Raw genomic sequence first — 19927 nt, 5'->3', positions numbered from 1 at the left:
CTCCGCCCCGAAGAGTTATTCAAAGGCCCCGCAAAACAAAAAGAGGGCGCAAAAAGCGCCCTCTTTGTTACGTTTTCAACGGCAGGCTGAGCCGGATTCAAGCCCCGATCAGCGCCCTGATCTGACGGTTGGCCACGGTGATCATCGAAAGATCAATCTGCCCGGCCGCACGCAACTCGTTGATCAGTTCATCACAACGCGCACAGCCGCGCTGATGAGCATCGGCCCATTTATCAACAAGATCCGAACCCGAACTGCCTTTCTTGCCATCGGCAAGAACCGCACGGGTCAGTTCGCGCTGATGCCCGAACAGATCATCAATCACAGCAGCACGTGCCATTTTCTGCCAATAGGTTTCGGCTTCGATGGACTCGGCTGCGGCGCGCATCAGACCAAGCTGGAAACGCGTTCCGACGGCGAAATAGGTCGATGCGACCTCAATCACGTCACGACCGGTTGCCTCGGCGATCCGGACCACGTCACAGATCGCAACCATCTGGGCAACAGATGCAATGCGACGTGCGAGTTCTTCGGGAACGCCCTGTGCCATCAAAGACTGGGCTTTCTGTTCGAGTGCGGTTCTGAAACCGGCATCCTCCGGGACAATTTCGTCAAAGGCCGAAATCACCTTGGATACTGCAGGACGGAACACCTCGATCTTGGCACCAACGTTAAGCTCCTCACAATTGCGCAGGAACCACTGGGTGACGTCATTGACCATGCGGTTGATGTCACGGAACATGCTGATCTGCAACTTGGCCAGCACCACGTTATCAAGCGCCTCGATCCCGGCCCAAAGTTCCCGCAGACCAAAGACGGCGCGCGTAATCAGATAACCACGCGACACATCCACCGCCGAAAGACCGGTCGCCTCCATCATGTCATGAACAAACGTGCCGCCAACGCGGTTAACCAGACTGTTGGTCGCCACGGTGGCAATGATTTCACGTTTCAGACGATGGCCCGAAATCGCATCCGCATATTTCTTGCGAAGCGGTGTCGGGAAATACCGCACCAGTTCCTCGACCAGGATTGGATCATCCGGAAGATCGGATTCCAGCACCTCGTCATAAAGCCAAAGTTTGGCATAAGGCATCAGCACCGAAACTTCGGGACGCGTCAGACCTTCATGTGCACTGGCACGACGGGCAAGTTCCTCGTCATCGGGAAGATATTCGATCTCGCGGTTAAGACGCCCTTCGCGTTCCAGCATCCGGATCAGACGCACCTGCGCATCAAGCAGGTCCGAGCTTGCCGCATGGGCATTGGAAATGGCCTGACTTTGCAGATAGTTATCGCGAAGAACCAGATCACCAACTTCGTCGGTCATTTCGACCAGAAGCTTGTTACGCTGTTTTTCGGTCATGTCGCCCGCAGCAACCACTTCGCCGACAAGAATCTTGATATTGACCTCGTGATCCGAGCAGTTAACGCCTGCTGCGTTATCAATGGCATCCGTATTCAAACGACCACCGGCATGGGCATATTCGATACGCCCGCGCTGGGTTGCACCAAGGTTTGCGCCCTCGCCGACGACCTTGGCGCGAAGTTCGCGACCATTGATGCGGATGGCATCATTGGCTCGGTCACCGGCATCGGCATTGGTTTCGTGACTTGATTTGATATAGGTCCCGATACCGCCAAACCACATCAGCTCGACATCAGCTTTCAGGATCGCCTTCATCATGTCGGCTGGCGTGACCTTGCCGCTATCAAGACCAAGAAGCTTGCGGACTTCGGGTGACGGATCAAGGGTCTTGGCCTTGCGGTCAAAGATATCGCCGCCCTTGGACAGGAGCTTTTTGTCATAGTCGGTCCAGCTTGACCGCGGCATATCAAACAGGCGTTTGCGCTCGGCAAAGCTTTTGGCCGTATCCGGGTCCGGATCGACAAAGATATGCATGTGGTTAAAGGCAGCGACCAGCTTGATCTGTTCAGACAGAAGCATGCCATTGCCAAACACGTCGCCGGACATGTCACCGACACCGGCCACGGTAAATGGCGTGGTCTGGATATCCTTGCCCATTTCGCGGAAGTGACGTTTGACCGATTCCCACGCGCCCCGGGCGGTAATGCCCATTTTCTTGTGGTCATAGCCCTGCGAGCCACCCGATGCGAAAGCATCATCAAGCCAGAAGCCGTAATCACGGGCCACACCATTGGCAATATCCGAGAAGGTTGCCGTGCCCTTGTCGGCCGCAACGACCAGATACGGGTCATCTTCATCAAGACGGCGAACACGTTCTGGCGGAATGATGTCGCCACCAACGATATTGTCGGTGATGTCGAGCATGCCGCTCATCAGGATTTTGTAGCAGGCAATACCTTCTTCGAGGAATGCCTCGCGCGAGCCATCGGTCGGCGGGCGTTTCACAACAAAACCGCCCTTGGAACCAACCGGAACAATGACCGCATTCTTGACCATCTGGGCCTTGACCAGACCCAGAATTTCGGTGCGGAAATCTTCCTGGCGATCCGACCAGCGGATACCGCCACGGGCCACCGGACCACCACGCAGATGGACGGCTTCGACCCGCGGGGAATAGACAAAGATTTCACGCCATGGACGGGGCAACGGCAAATCCTCGATCATGCCGGAATTGAATTTGACCGACAGATAGGGCTTGGGGTTTCCATCCGCCCCGTACTGGAAGAAGTTGGTGCGCAGGGTCGACTGAACCAGATTGAGGAAGGCCCGCAAAATGCGGTCCTCATCCGGGTTCATCACATCTTCAAGGCGCGACACGATATCGCCTTCGATGGCTTCGACTTCCAGTGCCATCCCCGGATCGCGATCCGGGTCGAACTTTGCAACAAACAGCGACACGATGGCAGACGCCAGTGCCGGGTTGTTGGCAAGGGTGCGCGCCATGTAATTCTGCGAGAAGGCAGATCCCATCTGACGGGTATAACGGGCATAGGCCCGCAGGATCACGACTTCGCGCCAATGCAGGTTGCCCAGCAGAACCAGACGGTTAAATGCGTCGTTTTCCACTTCGCCATGCCACATGCGGACAAACAGTTCCTGGAACTTGTCGCGCACATCATGCAGGCTGAATTCACCATCGACAACCACGCCGAAATCGTGAATACGGACATTGGTTTCCACATCGCGCGGACGGACTGTAAACGGGTTCTCGGTGATGACCTTAAGTCCCATATTTTCAAGCATGGGCAAAACATCAGACAGCGGAACCGGCGCACCGGGATTGTAGATTTTGAAGCGCAGTTCGTTTTCGGCGGCCTCGATCGGACGATAGAGGTTCACGCGAAGGTCATTGGCCTTGATCACATCTTCGATGCGTTCGATATCAAGTGCCGCACTTTCGACCGTGAAGCGTTCGCGATAGTCGCTTGAGAAGCTTTCACCATAGCGACGATAGAGCGCAAGACCGCGTTCCTCACCCATTTCACGAACAAGGACCTGACGAAGCGTATCCGTCCAGTCGCGCGCCACCTCAACCAGCTGACGTTCGATTTCGGCAACGTTATATTCCGGCAATTCACCCGGATTGGTTTTGACCAGCAGATGCAGACGCGCAAGCGGGCTGTCCCCGATCAGGGTGTAATGTGCTGTCACCTTGCCGTCAAAGGCATCTTCGATGACCTTCTGGAACTTGAACCGCAGCTTGGTCGAGAAACGATCACGCGGGCAGAACAGCTGACAGGAAACGAACCGTTCAAACGCATCACGACGGACAAACAGGGCAATGCGCTGACGTTCCTGCAAATGCAGGATGCCCATGCAGATGTGATAGAGGTCATCAAGCTCGACCTGGAACAGTTCGTCGCGCGGGAAGGTTTCAAGGATATTGACCAGCGCCTTGCCATCATGGCTGGCAGGCGGGAAGCCGGCGCGCTTGACCGTTTCGGCAAGTTTCATGCGCAAAAGCGGTATCAGGCGCGGGCTCAGGTTATAGGCGACCGAGGTAAACAGGCCGACAAAAAGGTGCTGACCAACGACCTTGCCCTTGGCGTCGAACTGTTTGACGACGATGGTATCAAGATGCACCGGACGATGGACGGTCGATTGCTTGTTGGCCTTGGTCACCATCAAAAGGTTGGGGCTGGTGACGAAATCCTGAACTTCAGGCGACAGATTTCCGATCTGGCGCAGTTCATCGAAAATATGCGTTCCTTCGCGCGACAGGATGCCGAGCTGATTTTTGACTTCGACATCAGCAGCCGTTTTCTTGCCCGACGTCTTGAAGCGGTATTCGCGATAGCCAAGGAAGGTAAAGTGATCATTATGGAGCCAGCCAAGGAAATCCTTGACCTCCCGACGGTCTTCTTCGGCACCACCACCGGTGGTTTCACCGATTTCATCAAGAACTTCGGAAACCTTTTTAAGCATCGGCTGCCAGTCACGCACGGCAAGAGCCACATCGGTCAGGGCATTTTCCAGACGCTCGTGGATCTTGTCGAGAACCGCCTGATCGGTCTGTTCGTCGATCTCGACATGCATCACCGATTCACGCGGGTCTTCTGAATCCTCAACCCCTGCGACCGATTGGAGTTCGCCGTTCTGATCACGTGCGATGCGCATGATCGGATGGATCACCAGATGCACCGTCAGATCAAGTTCATGAAGAACCGACGTTACGGAATCGACAAGGAACGGCATGTCGGTATTGCTGATCTCGATCACGGTGTGATCGGACTTCCAGCCGTGCTCTTCAAGATCGGGGTTATAGACCCGGATTTTGGCGGCATCGGCCGACGGGCGCTTTTGCGTGAATTTATAAAGCGTCAACGCCGCGCCATAAAGCGAGTCGACCGAGCGACCCGCCATGTCGTCAGGCGGAACATCCTTATAAAAAAGGCGAACGAATGCTTCTGCATCCTTCGCCATCTTGCCTTTTATGCGTTGCTGGATTTGTTCGACAACTTTGTCGATGACTTCCCGTTTCGGGTCGTCTTTGCGGGCTTTCATGTCCAATTTCCCTTTTTCTCAGTTCTGTTTGCCAGAACCGAAACACCGACCTTTGCGGACGGCATCACACACCACGGATGTCACATTTTATTATTTGGGCCGAAACCCGAAAGAAATCGGCGGAAACCGCTATTGGATGACACAGGATTCCAAAGACTTCTTCCAAGGCTACACATAGCTGATCAAGTGCCTAAAAACTATGCTTCTGCACAAAAAAAATTCATTTAACCAACAAGCTAGACTGGGCAAGTCTGATTAACTGTTAGGCATTCCCGTCACAAAATTTTGTCCTTTATTGCGTCGCAAAATGACCTAAACTCATAGAAACAGCCCCACACAAAAGAATTCTTCGCACACGCACACCACCAGGCCGGAGACACACCATGCTTGAAGGCAAAAAGGGACTTATCGTTGGAATTGCCAATGACCTATCCATTGCCTGGGGATGCGCACGTATTTTCCGGCGTGAAGGGGCCGATCTTGCCGTTACCTATCTCAATGACAAGGCCGAAGCGCATGTGCGTCCGCTTGCCGAACAAGTCAACGCGCCAATCATCGCCAAACTTGATGTCCGCGATGAACAGCATTGTGACATGTTGTTTGCCGAGATCGAAAAACAATGGGGAAAGCTTGATTTTCTGTTGCATTCCATTGCCTTTGCCCCGACCGAGGACCTCCATGGACGGGTCGTGGATTGTTCGCGTGACGGGTTTCTGGCGGCAATGGATATTTCCTGCCACTCCTTTGCCCGGCTGGCCAAACGTGCCGAACCATTGATGCAGGATGGCGGCACACTTTTGACCGTGACATATATGGGATCGGAACGGGTTGTCGATCATTACGGCGTCATGGGACCGGTGAAGGCCGCTCTCGAAAGCATGACCCGCTATATGGCAGCCGAACTGGGCGCTAAAAATATCCGCTGCCACGCCATTTCGCCGGGACCACTTTTAACCCGCGCCGCATCAGGCATCGCCGAGTTTCAGCATCTGATGGATGAAACAGCATTACGTGCGCCATCAAGGCGACTGGTGACCATTGATGAAATCGGTGAACTGGCCGCCTTTCTGGTCAGTGACCGTGCGCAGTCGCTGACCGGCGATGTGGTTCATATTGATGGCGGCTATAACATCATGGGCTAAGCTAAGCGATCGCAAAGCGCCTGTAAGGAGGCCTAGCGGCGCTTTATCGCATCATCTGCCATCGGGGCGACCCGCCTGATCTGACGGGCCAGTGCCAGTTTGTAATCCGCATCGGGGTCATTTGCCGCTGAAGCAAACAGATCGGGCACATCACCCCCATTGATCGCGACCATCCGGCTTTCGGTATCACTTTGGGTTTCGATCCGGCCCTCGACCAGATGGCGCAGGTCAAACCCTGCCTGTTTCAGGGCTGGTGCGATCAATAAGGTCCGATGGCAATCAAGCGGGTCCTTTTCCGCACACATCAGGCAGATACGGTATTTCGCAGCCCCGGCAACAAGCCGTTCGATCCCGGTTTTGAAATCCGGCGTCTTTGCCATCAGATCATAGTCAAGCTGGCCACCAGGATAGAGTTCCGGCACTTGCGGCTTGCCGCCCATCACATCGCCCATGAAAACATAGGCAATACCGTTTTCGCGCAGGAACGGCCCGAAACTGTCGGCATCAAACGCCGTCCAGTAACTGGATCGCCTGAAGGTTCTGATATCGGCAACCGCCGTTATGCCATGCGCCTTGAACAGCGCAAGCAAACTGACACGGTCATGCCCGGCATAACCGACCGTGAAAATGATCCGATCGTGCTCAGCGATGTCATGTGGATTGGGCCCTGTCATCACACCAAGACACCCGATTGACCGACAAAAGACAACCCTTATCAGCCCTTCTAGTTCGCATTCGAGGCAACCCGCCTTGCATGCACAAGCTGATCAACCAGATGGGCATCAATCGGACGGGAATAGTAGAAGCCCTGCACATTGTCACAGCCGATCAAGCGCAGACAATCAAGCTGCGATGCGTTTTCAACACCTTCGGCTGTGGCCTCCATCCCGGCCATATGAGCAAATTCAATAATCGCCCGAACCAGTTCGCGGTCCCGCATCGAAATGTCGATCTGGTCAATGAAGATGCGATCAATCTTGATGATATCGACCTCAAGATTGCGCAGCCGCCCAAGCGATGAAAATCCGGTACCAAAATCATCGATCGCAATCATCACACCGATGTCCTTGAGCTCGCCCAATATGCGTTCGCTGGACTCACCACTGGCCATGACGGTTTCGGTGACTTCCAGAACCAGCCGCGCCGGATCAAAACCGGTTTCGTTCAGAATGGCCCGCACACGCTCGACATAATCAGGATCATCAAACTCAAGAACCGACACATTGACACTGATGCCGACACCGGGCCAATGCAGGGCAGCCTCGCAGGCCGAACGCAAGGCCCATGCCCCGATTTCTCGAATCATGCCGGTTTCTTCGGCGATCGGAATGAACAGATCAGGTCGCACATCACCAAGTTCGGGATGCTCCCAGCGTGCCAGGGCCTCAAAGCCCAAAAGCGTCTCGTCCGGAAGAGCATAAAGCGGCTGGAACTGTAATCTGAGCTGCCCTGCACCGGCATCAAGGGCCGCACGCAGATCATGCTCAATCCGTCTTTTTTCCCGGTTGGCAGCATCCATTTCCGGATCGAAGGCGACATAACAGTTCCGCCCTTTGGCCTTGGCGCGATAAAGCGCCACATCGGCACGACGGATGAGTTCGTCACGCCCGAGATTACCATCCGGATCAAAGGCCACACCGATACTCATCCGTACCGGGATCAGACGCCCGTTGACCTCGACCGGGGCATTGCCCGAAGCAAACAGATTTTCGCAGAAGGCCTCTGCATCAGGCAAATCCGCAATGTTGGTCAGTAACAGGGTGAATTCATCCCCGCCAACCCGTGCGATAATGCTGCCCGGCAGTACTGCAGCACGGAGACGACCTGCGACCGCACGGATCATGACATCGCCCCCGGGATGCCCCATGGTGTCATTGACCTGTTTGAAATGATCAAGATCGATGAATAACAGCGCAATACCCGGTACATCGCGATCATCACGCATCAAAACGTTATCAACGACATCGTTAAAGCAGGACCGGTTGGGCAGCCCGGTCAGGGAGTCATGACGGGCCATGTGATACATCTGACGTTCGGCCAGACGCTGTTTGCGATAGCGAACCCGAAGCTGAAGAGCAAAAAAACCGATCAGGATCAGCAGCAACAAACCCAATGCCGCCAGCATCGGCAGAAGATAGGAAAAGACTGCACTTCCGGGCCGATAGGGTGACCAGAAAAAATGACCTATGGTCTGGCTGTTCATATCGACCAGACGGTTGGAGGCTTCATGGTCCTGGGTGCGATCAATGACCGAGAACCGCAATCCGTCAAAAAGGAATTTCCGGCCCGTCTCTGTCAGGAATTTGCCATCAAGATAACGCACCGAGACGAACACATATTCCTCACCGGGCACCTGCGCAATGTCACCGGAGTCCGAAACAATTGCCTTGGCACTGACAATAGTTGGTCGGCCATCAACAAGCGCAACATCGACCGCACCGGGGGTCTGCAAGTAGGCCCCTGCATCAAGCTTGCCATCATTCTCGCGCATACGGGTACGCAGGATATCGACCAGGTGCAAGATGGTCTTTTCCGCCTTGGAATAATCGAGCGCATATTGCGGGTCATCGACAATATAGGCATGAAGCAGGCGATCATCCGGGGCGAGAACAAACAGCGCGTTGTGATCGAAATATTCCTGCATCCAGATGCCAAGATTCCATTCAATCCATTCTTCATCACCGGCCCGCACGGCATTGAGGGCATCATCCCAAACCGTGACACTTTCCTGATCATGGGCAATCTGGTTGCGCAGATCAGCGATCACGCGCTCAAACAGGTGATTCTGCCGCTCATAAGCTACGCGGTCGGCTTCCTGGGTTGTCCAGTACAAAAGACCAAGACCGCCAAGGTTAAGCAACAACGCACAAATGACTGCGGGCAAAGTCCGCGTCAAAACGAAATTCTTGTTTGAAAAGAAACCGTGAAACTGCACCAATAATCCTTCATCAAGCGCAGAGAAAAAGCCTACCCTTTTGGATAATATCTGCTTCTTTTCAAGTTTGCGATGACGGACTGGTTTTCAATAGCACAAAGCGTTCCAGCGGGCAGAAATTCGCGATTTACCAGAAAATACTTACCGGAAATGGCCCAACGAATCGGCAATAAAAAAGGCCGCCCTTGCGGACAGCCTTTTTAGAACTTTCATCATGGAGCGGGCGAAGAGATTCGAACTCTCGACCCTAACCTTGGCAAGGTTATGCTCTACCCCTGAGCTACGCCCGCATCATCATGAAAGCGATGTGCAAAGAAACCGTCTGATGGAGCGGGCGAAGAGATTCGAACTCTCGACCCTAACCTTGGCAAGGTTATGCTCTACCCCTGAGCTACGCCCGCATTCATCAGTTTGTTTCCTGCCCCTGTGGAGCGGCGCGGATAATAGCCCAACAAAGAGCGATTGCAACCCTTTTTTCCACGAAATCGTAACATTGCAAATTTTGGCAGTTTTCCTTGACTTTATGAGGTCGAATTGCCGAAATCCGACCGGCCTCGCGCAAATTTGCGTCAGGTTTTGAAGTTGGGTATCTTCGCGCGTCACATCCACAAGAGAAACAGCATGAGCAATCCATCAACCGTACTTTTCGATCAGCTGGCAAAACTGGGAATCGAAACGACGACTCATGAGCATGTTCCGCTTTTCACGGTCGAGGATTCGCAAAATCTCCGCGGCGATCTTCCCGGGCTTCATTCCAAGAACCTGTTTGTCAAAGACAAGAAAGGTGAATTGTGGCTGGTAGTTGCCGAGGAAGAGACCGAGATTCGCATGAACCACTTGCATAAGCGGCTGGGGTGTGCGCGTCTGTCATTTGGCAAACCTGAATTGCTGATTGCAACACTTGGCGTCAAACCGGGTTCGGTAACGCCCTTTGCGCTGATCAACGACACGGACAGAAAAGTCAGACTTGCCCTTGATGCCAAATTGGCCCACGGCAATGTTTTGAACTTTCACCCCTTGCGCAATGACAGAACCACGACAATTTCGTCAGCAGACCTGTTGAAATTCATCACATCTCTGGGGTACGAAGCTTTGATCATTGATTTCGAAGCCGATCTGGAATCAGCGGGCGCTAACTGAATCGCGGACATCCGGGGTAAGTCCTTATAAATACAAACATTTGATTATAGTAATAAATCTATTTCACATCTATGCCTCTTGTCGTCCGGGCAACGCGGCATCATCTAGAAATCAGTTTTAGCGAGTGAACAGTAATGTCGATTATTCTTGACGCGAATGCGCCTGAAACGGCCACCAATCCGAACCAGGCATCCGATCTGATCAAGGACAGCAGTGTCGAAACTTTTGTCCAGGATGTTATCGAGCCTTCAATGGAAGTGCCTGTCGTCGTCGATTTCTGGGCCCCCTGGTGCGGCCCGTGCAAAAGCCTGACGCCGGTGATCGAAAAGGTTACCCGAGAAGCTGGCGGTCGCGTCAAACTTGTCAAAATCAACATCGATGAAAATCAGGAACTGGCGATGCAATTGCGCATCCAGTCAGTTCCGACTGTTTATGCCTTTAAGGGCGGCCGTCCCGTTGACGGCTTCCAGGGTGCACAGCCCGAAAGCGAAGTCCGTGCATTCTATGAACGTCTTGCAGGAGGTCCGATTGAAAGCCCGATCGAGGCCCTTCTTGAACAGGCCGCCGCAGCCCTGACCGAGAGTAATTTCGAAGATGCCCACGGGCTCTATGTCAGCGTTCTCGAGCGCGAGCAGGAAAACGAAACTGCAATTGGCGGCATGATCCGCTGCATGGTGGGCATGGGTGAGACCGAAGAAGCCCGTCACTTCGTCGATAACATGTCTGAAGTTGATCGACTGAAAGCGCCAATTTCGGCCGCAATCAGCGCGCTTGAACTGGCTGAAACCGGTTACAGCAGCGAAGATCTTGATGCCGCACGAGCCAAGGTTGCAGCAGACCCGACCGATTTGCAGGCCCTGTATGACCTTGGCATGGCATGCTTTGCGACCAACAAACGCGAAGAAGCCGTCGACACCATGATCAAAATCATTCGTACCAATCGCGAATGGAATGAAGATGCAGGACGCACTCAGCTCCTGAAGTTTTTTGAAGCCTGGGGTCCGATGGATCCCGCCAGCGTCGCCGGACGCCGTGCCCTATCGACGGTCTTGTTTTCATGAGCATATGCGGTCCTTTTGATCCTGCGTTTTCGGATCTTCCTGATGTCATGCCGGTTTTCCCGCTTAGCGGTGCGCTTTTGCTGCCGCGTGGCCATTTGCCGCTGAATATTTTCGAGCCGCGCTATATCAATATGGTGACGGACGCATTGGGTCAGGACCGCATCATTGGCATGATTCAGCCCCGCCCTGACCAGCACAACAGCTATTTCATGGACCCTGATCACCCGGCCATCTTTTCAACCGGGTGCGCCGGGCGTATCACCGCCTTCAGCGAAACCGACGATGGTCGTTTTTTGATCACATTGACTGGCGTCTGCCGTTTTAATGTTGTTGAAGAACTGCCCAACAATGATGGCGGCTATCGCGCTGTACGCGGCGATTTTACCCCGTGGAAGGACGATCTCGACATCCCGGCAGATGACATGCCGATCAATCGTGATCGCCTGCGCATGGCGCTTGAGGCCTATTTTGCCCAGCATTCCCTGCGGTCCTGTTGGGATACACTGGCCGATAGCGACGATGAAATGCTGATCACCACCATTTCGATGGGCTGCCGGCTCAGCCCGCTTGAAAAACAGGCTTTGCTCGAATGCACAACCCTGTATGATCGCGGCGATATGCTGACTACGTTGCTTGAAATGGCGGTCCATGCGGGCCCGAAACATATGCATGGCAGCACCAACTGATTGTTAAAGGCCGTTGCATTACGGCGTTACAACCCAAAGGCCGAATTGATGACTGCGACTCACAGCCCGGTAGACCCGAAACTGCTTGAAATCCTTGTCTGCCCGGTGACCAAGCAGGCGCTTGAATATGATCGTGAAAATAACGAACTGATCAGCCCGAAGGCCGGTCTGGCCTATCCGATCCGTGACGGTATTCCAATCATGCTGCCCGACGAAGCTCGCCCGATCGAAGATTAAGGCGGTATCTGTCCATCATGTCACAGGACGGCTTCACTCCGGAATTCACCCCCGTCGAGATTAATTATCTGCGTGATGACCGTATTCTTGAGGTCATATGGGATGATGGCGTATCAACACGTCTGAGCGCCGAGCTGCTCCGCGTTGAAAGCCCGTCGGCCGAAGTTCAGGGCCATCATCCGTCCGAGAAAAAGATCATCGCCGGACGCCGTCATGTCGGCATCATCGACATCTCCCCAGTCGGTAATTACGCGGTACGGATCAGCTTTGATGACCTGCATGATAGCGGGCTTTACAGCTGGCACTATCTGCGCGAATTGCATGAAAAGCAGGACACGCTCTGGTCGGATTATCTTGCGGCTCTTGAAGCCCGCGGCCTGTCCCGCGATCCCTGATCATCCCCTAATCGATCATTCCCGAATTTTGCATATAAAAACGGCCCCGTCGGGCAGGACGGAGCCGTTTTAAATCTGGCGGTTTCCGGCAAACCGGCGCCGTCAGACGATATCAGAAGCGATAGCCAATACCGACACCAAAGACCCACGGATCAAGGTGCGCTTTTGATGTATTGGCACCGTTATTGATGCTGATATCCGTATCGAGGAAGATTTTCTTCACATCGAGGTTCACTGACCAAGGGCCGGAAATCGCATAGTCAAAACCTGCCTGGAAGGCATAGCCGAAGCCATCTTCATATTTGACCGAGTTGAACTGCCCCGGTTTGGAATCATAGAAGAAGGTATAGTTGATACCGGCACCGACATACGGGCTCCAACGGCTTTCCGGCATGAAGTGATATTGCAGCGTCAGGGTCGGCGGCAGCAGACGAACCGAGCCGGCGTCAAGGTTCGGATTCTGCCAGGTCAGGTCATGCTTGGTGGTTGCCGCGATCAGCTCAAGCGCAAGATTGTTGGTCAAGAAGTAGGAAAAATCGACCTCCGGAACCACATCGTTGTTCAGATGACCTTCGCCTGTATTAAGGGTGTGATCATAGGTATCCTCGTCCGGAACAAGCGCAATCCCGCGGGCACGGATGACAATGTCACCAGCCTGCTTGGATTTGAATTCTGCGGTCTGCGCATGGGCTACATTGCCAGCAAGCAGGGCCGCCGCCATAAGCCCACCCAGTGCGGTTGCACCAATCGTTTTCTTCAAAAATGACATCGTCTGTCCCCTTTTGCGTGTATCAGATCGGAGGGGACATTGCGCCTTTCCAATTGCTGACTTGTTGACACAAATCAACATTCGCACATAAAAAACGACAGTATTTTGAACGATTATAACTGAATGGAGATCAGTAAATCAGTTTAAAGCGATTTACCCTGCATCAGTTTTGGCAAGGTTCCGGCATAGCCCATCGCATGAGACATGAAGGTTTTCTTGAGCGGCGGGATTTTCTGAACCACAGCCAGACCAATATCGCGCGCCCAACGGATCGGGGCGATATCGTTTGAGAACAGCTTGTTGGTCAGATCGGTTACTGCCAGCATCACCGTGTTGTCAAACCGGCGCCATTGTTCATAGTCACCAAGCACATCGGCACTTCCAATATCACGGCCCAAACGACGGGCATTGACCAGAATTTCTGCAAGCACCGCCACGTCGCGAATACCCATATTAAGGCCCTGTCCTGCAATCGGATGCATGCCATGCGCCGCATCCCCGATCAGGGCAATCCGGTCATCGGTATAGTGATAGGCATGCTGAAGACCGAGCGGATAGCAAAAACGCGGGCCGACAACTTCGAGATCACCAAGATAACCGTCAAAGCGCCGATGCAATTCATCAACAAAGGTCTCTTCATCAAGATTGACCAGATAATTGCCAAGCTCCGTACTTTCCGTCCAGACAATGGAACAGCGGTTATCGGTCATCGGCAGAATGGCAAAAGGACCGGCTGGCAGGAAATGCTCGACGGCCAGACCGTTGTGCGGCTGCTTGTGCTTTACGGTGCAAACCACGGCACTTTGCTTGTAACTCCATTCATAGGTCTTGATACCTGCCCATTTACGCAGCATCGAGTTACGCCCCTCTGCCCCGACAGCAAGCGGCGCACGAACCTGACGACCATCTGCCAGCGAAATGGTCATGCCGCCCTGATCACGCGCAATCCCGGTGACACGCGCCGGTGCGATCATTTCAATCAGGTCGCTTTTTGCAATCGCTCGATATAACGCACCGCGGGTGACAAGATTTTCTACGATATAGCCCAGCGGTTCGTTACCGACATCATGGTGATCATAATGCAGGAAAAGCGGGCTTTGGCCATCGGCAATGCGGATATCAAGGATCGGCTCGGCCTCGTCAGCCATGTGTTCCCAGGCACCGACCACTTCGAGCACCGCCTTTGAAGCCGCTGCAATCGCGCAGGTCCTGCCGTCATAATTGGCACTGAGGATGGCTTTAGGGTCAGCATAATCAATCACTACCGACTTCATCCCGCCATGGGCAAGTGCCAGCGCCATGGCAGCACCATTAAGTCCTCCGCCCAGAATGACGACATCGGTATGAAGTACCTGTTGATCATGCATCTTGAATATCCTGCTTCAGCCAGCCTCGCCCGTCCCGCTTTCATACGACCTTTGATCACATGCCAGCGTTGACCTGACGCAACATCTGTAACCGCCATCGGTTACAGCCATATTTACCCCGGCCACTACCGACCCACAACCCACCCCGTCCTGTTGTGGTCGCAAATTGTCATCCGATAAGCATTACGGAGATCTGCGCCGCTACGGATCACAAGCAAATTTGACTTGGATAATCGCAGAAACCCGCCCGGTTTCATGCTGCTGATCCGATAGAACTCCTGATTGCCGGAATGGCGTGGGTCACTCATCACCTTGAGCTACAACAGCTTTTTGCTGTGCTATCTCTTTGATTAAAAAATATGCACATTTTTTAAACAGAAACAGATTCTGTGCATATTTTAATCCTGCATTTTCATTGCATCACTGCCGGGAAATCCGGAAAACACTCTATTTTACTGTTATAAAACAAATACTTAGAAGTTTTATTTTGAGTCTGGCACGATTCTTGGTTTGGAAGCTGTGACTGCGAAATCGTGATTACCACGTTGGTACTCAACGGATATGCCGGGAGGTCGCAATATTATGAAACTTGTTACTGCTGTCATTAAGCCGTTCAAACTCGATGAAGTCCGCGAAGCGCTCAGCGCGCTTGGCGTTCAGGGTCTGACGGTCACCGAAGTAAAAGGTTTTGGCCGTCAGAAAGGCCAGACCGAAATTTATCGTGGTGCTGAATACATGGTCAGCTTCCTGCCGAAAGTGAAGCTGGAAGTCGCCATCACGGATAATCTGGTCGATCAGGTTGTCGAAGCTATCACCAAAACTGCTCAAACCGGGAAAATCGGGGACGGTAAGATTTTCGTTCTTGATGTAAGCCAGGCGGTCCGTATCCGTACTGGTGAAACCGGCGACGACGCCCTGTAAGTCCAGAGACAAGGGGAGACATTATGACTATTTCCATGAAGAAAACCGGCCTTGCTGCTGTTGCAGCTACCGCCCTTCTGGCAATCGCTTCTCCGGCCTTTGCTCAGGACGCAGGCGTTTCGGCCGAAACCCAATATATTCTTAACAGCTTCAGCTTCCTGTTCAGCGGCGCGCTGGTCATGTGGATGGCTGCTGGCTTTGCGATGCTGGAATCCGGCCTCGTTCGTACCAAGAACGTATCCACCATTCTGTTCAAGAACATCGGTCTGTTCTCGGTTGCAGGTATCATGTACTACCTCATCGGCTACAACCTGATGTATATGGATGTTTCCGGCTGGATCGGTTCGCTGAGCCTCTGGAGTGCTGATGATGCCGCTGCTTTGGGTGGCGATTTCTCTGGCGGTTATTCCGCAACGTCTGACTGGTTCTTCCAGATGGTCTTCGTTGCAACCGCAGCTTCGATCGTTTCGGGTACTGTTGCCGAGCGTATCAAACTGTGGCCATTCATGATCTTCGTCGTTGTTCTGACTGGCGTTCTCTATCCGATCACCGGTGCATGGACCTGGGGTGGCGGCTGGCTCTCTGAAATGGGCTTTGCTGACTTCGCCGGTTCGACCATCGTTCACTCGGTTGGCGGCTGGGCTGCCCTGACCGGTGCGATCATCCTTGGTGCACGTAAAGGCAAATATGGCGCAGACGGTTCGGTTCACCCGATGCCGGGCTCCAACCTTCCGCTTGCAACCCTCGGTACCTTCGTCCTTTGGCTCGGCTGGTTCGGCTTCAACGGTGGTTCCCAGCTTGCTATGGGTTCTGGTGCTGATGTCATCGCGATTGCCAACATCTATGGCAACACCACGATGGCTGCTGCCGGTGGCGTTGTTGCCGCAGCGATCCTGACCCAGATCCTTTACAAAAAGGTCGACCTTACCATGGCACTTAACGGTGCACTGGCTGGTCTGGTCTCGATCACGGCTGGTCCGGACACCCCGACCATCGGTTCTGCCATCATCATCGGCGCAATCGGCGGCATTCTGGTTGTCATCGCAGTTCCGCTGCTCGACAAACTGAAAATCGACGACGTTGTTGGTGCGGTTTCGGTTCACCTTGTCTGCGGCATCTGGGGCACGCTTGCTGTTCCGTTCACCAATGACGGTGCATCATTTGGCGTACAGCTGACCGGTATCGTCGCAATGGGTGCCTTCACCATCGTTACCTCGGCCATTGTATGGCTCATCCTGAAGTTCACCGTTGGTATCCGTCTCTCGGAAGAAGACGAAGCCATGGGTTCGGATGCTGCTGAACTCGGTCTGGAAGCTTACCCGGAATTCGGTAAGGGTTCCCAGCGCTTCTAAGCGATTTGATTTCCTGACGGGTATCGGGCTTGCCCGGTACCCAGCCTGTCAGACCAACTGGCCCGCCCTGGATTTTTCCACGGCGGGCTTTTTGTGTATTGCTGCCTTTTTGGGCAGCCTTTTGTTCATTGCGAAGGCAGAACCCCTTTTTCTGCCCAAACTCGCCTTCCATTCCCTGACGATCAAAATACCTCCCAAGACCTTGCTGCTGCTGGCTTGCATCCCCCTTGTGCATCCGTTGGCACGAAAATTGATCTTGGCAGCTCCGAACCAGAGTCCGGCGGCCCCGACGAGACCGGACCGAGAGGAAACGCTATAAAGGGGGATGCCTGATGGAGGCTTTCCAGACTGCCTCGGACGTATTTTTCGTCCTGATGGGCGCTATTATGGTGCTCGCAATGCATGCCGGTTTTGCTTTTCTTGAAGTCGGCACAGTGCGCAAGAAGAACCAGGTCAACGCCCTGGTTAAGATCATTGTCGATTTTGCGGTTTCGACGATTGCCTATTTCTTTGTCGGCTACAGTATCGCCTATGGTGTTGATTTTCTTACAAGTGCATCGGTTCTGAGCGGCCATGCTGCAAGTGACGGCGTCCCGGCCTTTGCATCAAGCGGCTATGATCTGGTCAAATTCTTTTTCCTGCTGACCTTTGCAGCAGCAATTCCGGCGATCATTTCCGGAGGCATTGCCGAACGTGCACGCTTCTATCCGCAGCTTTTTGCCACTGCCATTCTGGTCGGCCTGTGCTATCCGCTGTTTGAAGGCATGGTCTGGAACAATAATTTTGGTTTCCAGGACATGATCGAAACAGCATTTGGCGCGCCCTTCCATGACTTCGCCGGATCAATTGTTGTCCATGCGGTTGGCGGCTGGATTGCACTGGGTGCGGTTATCAGCCTTGGTGTCCGGCGCGGCCGCTATACCAAATCCGGCGGCTTGATCGGGATTCCACCATCAAACATTCCGTTCCTTGCCCTTGGATCATGGGTTCTGTGTGTTGGCTGGTTCGGCTTTAATGTCATGTCGGCCCAGTCGGTTTCGGGCATCACCGGACTTGTTGCCGTCAACTCGCTGATGGCAATGGTTGGTGGCATCCTGACAGCCCTCATTGCAGGACGAAACGATCCGGGCTTTGTCCATAACGGCGCCCTTGCCGGTCTTGTTGCCGTCTGCGCCGGATCAGACGTCATGCATCCGATCGGTGCGCTTGTCACCGGCGGATTGGCAGGTGTCCTGTTTGTCTGGGGCTTTAACCAGTGTCAGGCAAAATGGAAAATCGATGACGTCCTTGGTGTCTGGCCCCTGCATGGCATGTGCGGACTGATGGGCGGTATCGCTTGTGGTATCTTTGGTCTTGAAGCCCTTGGCGGCATGGGTGGCGTTTCTTTTGGAGCCCAACTTGCCGGATCGCTGAGCGGTGTTGTCTTTGCCACCATTGCAGGCTTTGTCGTTTACGGCGTGATCAAGAAAACCATCGGCATTCGTCTTTCCGAAGAAGACGAGTTTGACGGTGCGGATATCTCGATTCACAAGATCGGGGCCTATCCCGAGGATGACCTCCGCGCGAGCTAGGACCGCACAAAACATCATCCCCAAATTTCCCGAAGCCCGGAAAGCCCGTCTTTCCGGGCTTTTTGCACCTTCGTGCCCTGTCTCTTAAATCTTTCTTTGCACTTTTGGCATAGGGGTAAAGTCAGGGGAATTTACCCATATTCTGCATAACGGCTCCGTGGATCATGACGGGGCACAGATCAAGCTGGAATGACGACGACCATGTTTAACGAACGCCTCGATCAATTGCCTGCCTATCCGTTTCCGCGATTGGCAGCCCTGCTTGACGGTATTGAACCCGGTCAATCCCCGCTGGTGATGTCAATTGGCGAACCTCAGCACGAGCCGCCCGCCATGATCACCGAGGCGATGGTTAAATATGCATCCCTTTGGCACAAATATCCGCCCGGTTCCGGCACGCCCGAACTGCGCGACGCCATCAAGAACTGGCTTGATCGCCGCTATAACCTGCCGACGGGCATGATTGATCGTGATGATCATGTTTTGCCCGTCGCCGGTACACGCGAAGCCCTGTACCTGATCGCCACCACTGTCATTCCACAGGATCAGCCGGGCCCGAAGCCAAAGGTCTTGCTGCCCAACCCGTTCTATCAGGTCTATTGTGGCGCAGCCGTTTTGAATGATGCCGAAATGGTACCGCTGGCCGCGGGCCCGGGGACCGGCTTCCTGCCCGATCTTGATCTGATTGACGACGCAACGCTTGATGCCTGCCGTCTGTTTTTCCTGTGTTCGCCCGCCAATCCACAAGGATCGATTGCCTCGCCGGCCTATCTTGAACGGATTATCGGTCTTGCACGCAAGCATGACTTCGTTCTGGCGATGGATGAATGCTACGCCGATATCTATGACAGCGAAGCACCGGTTGGGGCCCTTGAAATCTGCGCAAGGCAGGGTGGAAACATGGACAATATTCTTGTGTTCCACAGCCTGTCGAAACGATCAAGCGCGCCGGGCCTGCGGTCGGGGTTTGTTGCCGGTGATGCCAAAATCGTCAAACGCTTTACCGCACTTCGCAGCTATTGTTCGGCAACCATTCCGATGCCGATCATGGCGGCATCCACCGCGCTTTGGAATGACGATGTCCATGCCGAGGAAAACCGCGATCTTTACCGCGCCAAGATCGATGTTGCCGCCGAAGTCTTTGGCAACCGGTTTGGTTTCTATCGCCCGCCGGGGGGATTCTTCCTGTGGCTTGATGTTGGCGATGACGAAGCCGCAACCAAAAAGATCTGGAAAGAGGCCGGGGTAAAGGTCATTCCGGGCAGTTATCTTTCGATCACGGACAAGGATGGCAACAATCCGGGCAAGCAGTTCATCCGCATCGCCCTTGTTCATGATCTTGCAACCACACGCGATGGGCTTACGCGGATTGCCGCGGCGCTGGAAAGCTAAGCCTTTCGCGCCAAAGCAGTCATTAA

15 protein-coding genes and 2 tRNA genes are annotated in these 19927 nt (G+C 53.8%); 10 read left to right on the top strand and 7 right to left on the bottom strand.

The genetic code is table 11. The annotated features are described in order from the left end of the window. Window positions 1-97: 97 nt before the first annotated feature. Window positions 98-4933 (bottom strand): NAD-glutamate dehydrogenase, encoded by a 4836-nt coding sequence (locus tag ACTU44_RS03280; RefSeq protein WP_462096658.1) that lies wholly within the window; start codon window positions 4931-4933, stop codon window positions 98-100. Between the two features lie 383 nt (window positions 4934-5316). Here ACTU44_RS03280 and fabI point away from each other — a divergent pair, with 383 nt between their 5' ends. Next, window positions 5317-6075: an enoyl-ACP reductase FabI gene (gene fabI, locus ACTU44_RS03275; RefSeq protein WP_114096591.1), complete on the top strand. Its 759-nt coding sequence runs from the start codon at window positions 5317-5319 to the stop codon at window positions 6073-6075. A 32-nt stretch (window positions 6076-6107) separates the two neighbouring features. Here the strand turns inward: fabI and ACTU44_RS03270 are convergent, their stop codons facing one another. The 4 genes from ACTU44_RS03270 to ACTU44_RS03255 all read right to left on the bottom strand — a co-directional run bounded on the left by ACTU44_RS03270 (window position 6108) and on the right by ACTU44_RS03255 (window position 9411). Next, a complete protein-coding gene (locus ACTU44_RS03270) occupies window positions 6108-6749 on the bottom strand; it encodes a DUF488 domain-containing protein (RefSeq protein ID WP_462096657.1) in 642 nt (213 codons plus the stop codon). 50 nt (window positions 6750-6799) lie between these two features. Further along, complete coding sequence (locus ACTU44_RS03265) at window positions 6800-9010, bottom strand: putative bifunctional diguanylate cyclase/phosphodiesterase (RefSeq protein WP_336079939.1); 2211 nt, start codon at window positions 9008-9010, stop codon at window positions 6800-6802. A gap of 215 nt (window positions 9011-9225) precedes the next feature. Next, window positions 9226-9300 (bottom strand) — tRNA-Gly (locus ACTU44_RS03260). A gap of 36 nt (window positions 9301-9336) precedes the next feature. Continuing rightward, a tRNA-Gly gene (locus tag ACTU44_RS03255) sits at window positions 9337-9411 on the bottom strand. A 220-nt stretch (window positions 9412-9631) separates the two neighbouring features. Here ACTU44_RS03255 and ACTU44_RS03250 point away from each other — a divergent pair. From ACTU44_RS03250 to ACTU44_RS03230, 5 genes are all read left to right on the top strand, one after another. Beyond that, a complete protein-coding gene (locus ACTU44_RS03250; RefSeq protein ID WP_462096656.1) occupies window positions 9632-10150 on the top strand; it encodes a prolyl-tRNA synthetase associated domain-containing protein in 519 nt (172 codons plus the stop codon). Between the two features lie 134 nt (window positions 10151-10284). Continuing rightward, window positions 10285-11211, top strand: a complete 927-nt coding sequence (gene trxA / locus ACTU44_RS03245; protein WP_462096655.1) for a thioredoxin — start codon at window positions 10285-10287, stop codon at window positions 11209-11211. Then, window positions 11208-11897, top strand: coding sequence for an LON peptidase substrate-binding domain-containing protein (locus ACTU44_RS03240; protein WP_462096654.1), 690 nt, complete (start codon window positions 11208-11210; stop codon window positions 11895-11897). Before trxA ends, ACTU44_RS03240 begins: the two co-directional genes overlap by 4 nt. Window positions 11898-11945: 48 nt before the next feature. After that, entirely contained in the window at window positions 11946-12134 is a 189-nt protein-coding gene (locus ACTU44_RS03235; RefSeq protein WP_101246487.1) for a Trm112 family protein, read from the top strand. A 17-nt stretch (window positions 12135-12151) separates the two neighbouring features. Then, entirely contained in the window at window positions 12152-12529 is a 378-nt protein-coding gene (locus ACTU44_RS03230) for a gamma-butyrobetaine hydroxylase family protein (RefSeq protein WP_114096585.1), read from the top strand. 112 nt (window positions 12530-12641) lie between these two features. On the opposite strand, the gene ACTU44_RS03225 is transcribed toward ACTU44_RS03230, so the two are convergent. Both ACTU44_RS03225 and ACTU44_RS03220 read right to left on the bottom strand, forming a co-directional pair. After that, window positions 12642-13298 (bottom strand): OmpW/AlkL family protein, encoded by a 657-nt coding sequence (locus ACTU44_RS03225; RefSeq protein ID WP_462096653.1) that lies wholly within the window; start codon window positions 13296-13298, stop codon window positions 12642-12644. 143 nt (window positions 13299-13441) lie between these two features. Further along, window positions 13442-14665 (bottom strand): UbiH/UbiF/VisC/COQ6 family ubiquinone biosynthesis hydroxylase, encoded by a 1224-nt coding sequence (locus ACTU44_RS03220; protein WP_462096652.1) that lies wholly within the window; start codon window positions 14663-14665, stop codon window positions 13442-13444. A 582-nt stretch (window positions 14666-15247) separates the two neighbouring features. On the opposite strand from ACTU44_RS03220, the gene ACTU44_RS03215 reads away from it, so the two are divergent. From ACTU44_RS03215 to ACTU44_RS03200, 4 genes are all read left to right on the top strand, one after another. Beyond that, complete coding sequence (locus tag ACTU44_RS03215) at window positions 15248-15586, top strand: P-II family nitrogen regulator (RefSeq protein ID WP_007088725.1); 339 nt, start codon at window positions 15248-15250, stop codon at window positions 15584-15586. Between the two features lie 23 nt (window positions 15587-15609). Then, window positions 15610-16938 (top strand): ammonium transporter, encoded by a 1329-nt coding sequence (gene amt / locus ACTU44_RS03210; protein ID WP_336079934.1) that lies wholly within the window; start codon window positions 15610-15612, stop codon window positions 16936-16938. Between the two features lie 332 nt (window positions 16939-17270). Next, the gene (locus ACTU44_RS03205; RefSeq protein WP_462096651.1) at window positions 17271-18509 is read left to right on the top strand and encodes an ammonium transporter; all 1239 of its coding nucleotides are present in this window, start codon (window positions 17271-17273) and stop codon (window positions 18507-18509) included. 189 nt (window positions 18510-18698) lie between these two features. Beyond that, window positions 18699-19901 (top strand): aminotransferase class I/II-fold pyridoxal phosphate-dependent enzyme, encoded by a 1203-nt coding sequence (locus ACTU44_RS03200; RefSeq protein WP_462096650.1) that lies wholly within the window; start codon window positions 18699-18701, stop codon window positions 19899-19901. Window positions 19902-19927: the final 26 nt, after the last annotated feature.

The sequence above is a fragment of the Thalassospira sp. SM2505 genome (assembly GCF_054901115.1).
The sequence above is the reverse complement of the archived record's forward strand: the minus strand, read 5'-3'. Positions and strand labels throughout refer to the sequence as shown.

Coding starts and splice junctions, on each gene's coding strand:
- ACTU44_RS03280 (WP_462096658.1), bottom strand. CDS start 4,933: ATGAAAGCCCGCAAAGACGACCCGAAACGGGAAGTCATCGACAAAGTT.
- fabI (WP_114096591.1), top strand. CDS start 5,317: ATGCTTGAAGGCAAAAAGGGACTTATCGTTGGAATTGCCAATGACCTA.
- ACTU44_RS03270 (WP_462096657.1), bottom strand. CDS start 6,749: ATGACAGGGCCCAATCCACATGACATCGCTGAGCACGATCGGATCATT.
- ACTU44_RS03250 (WP_462096656.1), top strand. CDS start 9,632: ATGAGCAATCCATCAACCGTACTTTTCGATCAGCTGGCAAAACTGGGA.
- trxA (WP_462096655.1), top strand. CDS start 10,285: ATGTCGATTATTCTTGACGCGAATGCGCCTGAAACGGCCACCAATCCG.
- ACTU44_RS03240 (WP_462096654.1), top strand. CDS start 11,208: ATGAGCATATGCGGTCCTTTTGATCCTGCGTTTTCGGATCTTCCTGAT.
- ACTU44_RS03235 (WP_101246487.1), top strand. CDS start 11,946: ATGACTGCGACTCACAGCCCGGTAGACCCGAAACTGCTTGAAATCCTT.
- ACTU44_RS03230 (WP_114096585.1), top strand. CDS start 12,152: ATGTCACAGGACGGCTTCACTCCGGAATTCACCCCCGTCGAGATTAAT.
- ACTU44_RS03225 (WP_462096653.1), bottom strand. CDS start 13,298: ATGTCATTTTTGAAGAAAACGATTGGTGCAACCGCACTGGGTGGGCTT.
- ACTU44_RS03220 (WP_462096652.1), bottom strand. CDS start 14,665: ATGCATGATCAACAGGTACTTCATACCGATGTCGTCATTCTGGGCGGA.
- ACTU44_RS03215 (WP_007088725.1), top strand. CDS start 15,248: ATGAAACTTGTTACTGCTGTCATTAAGCCGTTCAAACTCGATGAAGTC.
- amt (WP_336079934.1), top strand. CDS start 15,610: ATGACTATTTCCATGAAGAAAACCGGCCTTGCTGCTGTTGCAGCTACC.
- ACTU44_RS03205 (WP_462096651.1), top strand. CDS start 17,271: ATGGAGGCTTTCCAGACTGCCTCGGACGTATTTTTCGTCCTGATGGGC.
- ACTU44_RS03200 (WP_462096650.1), top strand. CDS start 18,699: ATGACGACGACCATGTTTAACGAACGCCTCGATCAATTGCCTGCCTAT.